This is a genomic window from Protofrankia sp. CiP1_Cm_nod4, from assembly GCF_982290645.1.
Map to the genome: position 1 here is coordinate 1 of NZ_CEVIVC010000260.1, position 3,210 is coordinate 3,210.

At 71.7% G+C, this 3,210-nt stretch carries 5 protein-coding genes and 1 pseudogene; all 6 read right to left on the minus strand.

Features of this window, described 5'->3' with window-relative positions; genetic code table 11:
* A partial coding sequence (locus tag AC5LSR_RS23855; RefSeq protein WP_493469066.1) for a DivIVA domain-containing protein occupies window positions 1-776 on the minus strand: 776 nt, incomplete at its 3' end.
* Between the two features lie 90 nt (window positions 777-866).
* A complete protein-coding gene (locus tag AC5LSR_RS23860; RefSeq protein ID WP_493465850.1) occupies window positions 867-1,142 on the minus strand; it encodes a YggT family protein in 276 nt (91 codons plus the stop codon).
* A 63-nt stretch (window positions 1,143-1,205) separates the two neighbouring features.
* Window positions 1,206-1,742, minus strand: a complete 537-nt coding sequence (locus tag AC5LSR_RS23865; RefSeq protein WP_250285265.1) for a cell division protein SepF — start codon at window positions 1,740-1,742, stop codon at window positions 1,206-1,208.
* A 10-nt stretch (window positions 1,743-1,752) separates the two neighbouring features.
* Window positions 1,753-2,715, minus strand: coding sequence for a YggS family pyridoxal phosphate enzyme (locus tag AC5LSR_RS23870; protein ID WP_493465848.1), 963 nt, complete (start codon window positions 2,713-2,715; stop codon window positions 1,753-1,755).
* Complete coding sequence (locus AC5LSR_RS23875; RefSeq protein WP_493465847.1) at window positions 2,712-2,918, minus strand: hypothetical protein; 207 nt, start codon at window positions 2,916-2,918, stop codon at window positions 2,712-2,714. Before AC5LSR_RS23875 ends, AC5LSR_RS23870 begins: the two co-directional genes overlap by 4 nt.
* Before the next feature lie 37 nt (window positions 2,919-2,955).
* Window positions 2,956-3,210 (minus strand): annotated as a pseudogene (locus tag AC5LSR_RS23880) (cell division protein FtsZ); the annotation flags it as partial.

The following is a 3,210-nucleotide window of genomic DNA, read 5'->3' on the forward strand; positions in this document are numbered from 1 at the left end:
GAGCCGGTGCCGGGGTTCAGCGGCGGGCGGGACGGCCCACCGGCCCCGACGGCCGGCTGTGTCGGCATGCCGTCCAGGTCGCGCAGCTGCATCTCCAGGTAGGCGCGCAGCCTGGTCCGGTACTCGCGCTCGAAGGCACGCAGCTGTTCGACCTGGCCTTCCAGCCGGCGCTTGTCGTCCTCCAGGCCGCCGAGCTGTTCGGCGACGTGTGCGCGGGCCTCGCCGATGATGCGGTCGGCATCGGCGCGGGCTTCGCGGCGGGCGCGCTCCGACTCGTTACGGGCCTCTCGCAGCGCCTCGTCCGCGGTGCGCTGGGCGAGCACGAGGGTGCGGGCCACGCGCTGTTCGATCTCGGCGTCCAGCTGGCTGTTGCCGGTGCGGGCCGGGGCCGCGCCGGGCGGGGACACGGCCGGGATGACCGTGGTCGCTGCCGCCGACGGCTGCGCGACGGGGCGCTCGCGGGCCGCCGCCTGGGCGGCCTGCACCGCCTGGGCCGCCTGCGCCTGCGCCTGCGCGACCTGGCGCCGGGTCTCCTCCAGCTGCCTGCGCAGCTGCTGGTTTTCCTCCAGCACCTGAGCGGGTACACCGGAACCACCGCCGCCCGTGCGGCGGGCCTCGTCGAGCTGCCGGCGTAGGTCGGTGTTCTCGTCCAGCAGACGGGTGAGCTCGCTCTCGACGTCGTCGAGGAAAGCGTCGACCTCGTCCTCGTTGTAGCCGGTGCGGAACCGGGTCGGGCTGAAGACCTTGTTCTGTACGTCCTGCGGTGTCAGAGCCACGTCGCCTCCTCATGATGCGGCATCGCCGTTCCCCGGAGAGGGCGGTCCAGCGGCAGTCTGCCGCGCGTATTCGCCACGTGCGCGACTTCGTCACAGCCCATCTGCGAGTCTCCGCAAGACCCAGATCACAACTAAGATCAATAAGAATCCGAGGTCAAATGCCACGTTACCGACCCGAAGGGGTGGGACGAACCGCCGCACGAATCTCAGCGGGGGATCGGTGACGGTGTACACGGACTCAAAGACTAGTACGAGGACTCCGGTGGGACGAAAAGTGCGGCTCAGGGAGACCACTAGATCTATCACTACGCGAGCGAACAGCAACAGTAGGTAGACCAGCAGGAGCGCGGAGATCACGTCACCCAGTGTGCTGATGGCGAGCTCTCCTGTACCTGCAGGGACTGGGGTCTGGTGACATCTGGAATATGATCATGACTGGTTGTAGAAGCCGCCCTCACGGATGCGCCGCTTGTCGGTCTCGGTGACCTCGACGTTGTGCGGCGAGAGCAGGAACACCTTGTTGGTGACCTTCTCGATCGATCCGCGCAGGCCGAACACCAAGCCGGCGGCGAAGTCGACCAGCCGCTTGGCGTCAACATCATCCATCTCGGTCAGATTCATGATAACCGGAGTCCCGTCGCGGAACTCCTCGCCTATCTGCCGCGCCTCATTGTAACTGCGTGGTTGCAGAGTGGTAATCCGGTACGCTGACGGCTCGTCGATCGCCGACGGCCTGCGCATCGGCACCGGACCAGCCGGCCGGAGCGGTTCCACCGGGGGGCGTCGCGACATCGCAGGCGGCTCCTCACGCGCATCTATCCGACGGACCGACCGCTCGGCGGGCACGGGCTCACCGACATCGCGACGATCGTCACGACCGGCGTCGTCATACTCGTCTTCCTCGAGGTAGCTTTCATCCTCCTCGGCCAGACCGAGGTAGACCATCGCCCTGCGCGCCACACCCATGAGCGCGACTCTAAGGGACAGCGCGCCGTGGACCGAACAAAGCCGTCCCGATGCGAAGGTGTGTCGCGCCTTCGGCCACCGCGTCGGGGAAGTCCCCCGACATGCCGGCGCTGATCACCGATGCCTCCGGGTGCTCCCGACGAAGCATCCACGAAACCTCACGCAGCCGCGCGAAGGCCGGCCGGGCCGGCAGGCCACGCGGCGCGACCCCCATCACCCCGGCGAGGACGAGGCCGCGGCTGGCGGCCACGAGATCACCGAGGGCGGGGATGTCGGCCGGGCGGGCACCACCGCGGCCGGTGTCGTGCCCGGGCAGGTCCAGCGACACCTGGAGGCAGACGGCGATCTCCCGACCGTACGCGAGCGCCCCCGCGGCCAGCGCGTCCACCAGTGGCGCGCGGTCGACCGACTGCACCCAGCCGGCCCAGCGGGCCACCGGGCGGGCCTTGTTACGCTGAAGCTGGCCGACAAAATGCCAGCAGGGCCATGCTCCGGAGGGCAGTCTGGGGACCGCCGCCGGGCCCGGCTCCCCGCCGTCCCGGCCGGTGCCGGGCCGGGACGGGCCGGCTGCCGGCGGGGCCGCCGAGTCCGGCCGAGGCGGCTGGCCGTCCCCCTCGGGAGCCCGTTGCGGTGCCGGCGGCCGCCATGTGGACGAAACCTCGCTGTCATATTCGCGACAGGGCTCGTGGGAGGCGAGGTATTCGGTCACAGCCGCCACCTTCGCCCGTGCCTCCTGCTCGCGGTTCTCCGCGAAATGCGTGATGCCGGACCCCGCGAGCAGGGCGACGTCCGACGCCGGCCAGTTCTTGCTCACCGCGATGAGGGTGAGCTCGCCGGCCTGGCGGCCCGCCGCGGTGGCCGCGGCGGCGATCCGCACGCGGACGTCGGCGAGGTTGCGCCACAGCTCCTCGCGCCGCCGCGCCGCGACCGGCCCACCCTGCGCCGGCCCACCCGCGGCCGGTGCCGCCGTCACCGGGCCCACCCGTGCCGTGGCGCCCGTCCGCCGGCCGGCCCCGCCCGCCACGGGCCGGCCTTCGCGCGGCCACACGGCAGGGCGGCCAGGACGGGCCGCGGGGCGTTCTCGGCGAACTTCCCGGCGGGCCTCTCAACGAGCTTCCCGACCCGCTCCCCGGCGCACCGCCCGACGTCCTTCTCGATGTGCCGCTTGACGAACATGGCCGCCACCTGGGTCCGGACGGATACCGGCACCGAGCTATTTGAGGAAGTCGGGGACGTCGAGCTCGTCATCGTCGTCCGCGACCGGCCGGACCGGCCGGCGAGGTGCCACATAGCTCGGCCGGGGCGCCTCCCGGGGCTCCTTGTACGGCGGGTGGCCCTGGTCGGCGCCGGCGTCGGCTCCCTCCCGCCGGGACGGGGCCGGCCCGTCGTGGCTGTAGTCCCGGTTGTCGGCGCCGCCAGCCGCCTGGCCGGTGGCGGCCGCGCGGGGCTGGGCCGGCTGGGGGTGCGG

Bases quoted from the DNA above. Each gene is read 5' to 3' on its own strand.
- AC5LSR_RS23875 (WP_493465847.1), bottom strand. From the start codon at position 2,918: ATGTTCGTCAAGCGGCACATCGAGAAGGACGTCGGGCGGTGCGCCGGG.
- AC5LSR_RS23865 (WP_250285265.1), bottom strand. From the start codon at position 1,742: ATGGGTGTGGCGCGCAGGGCGATGGTCTACCTCGGTCTGGCCGAGGAG.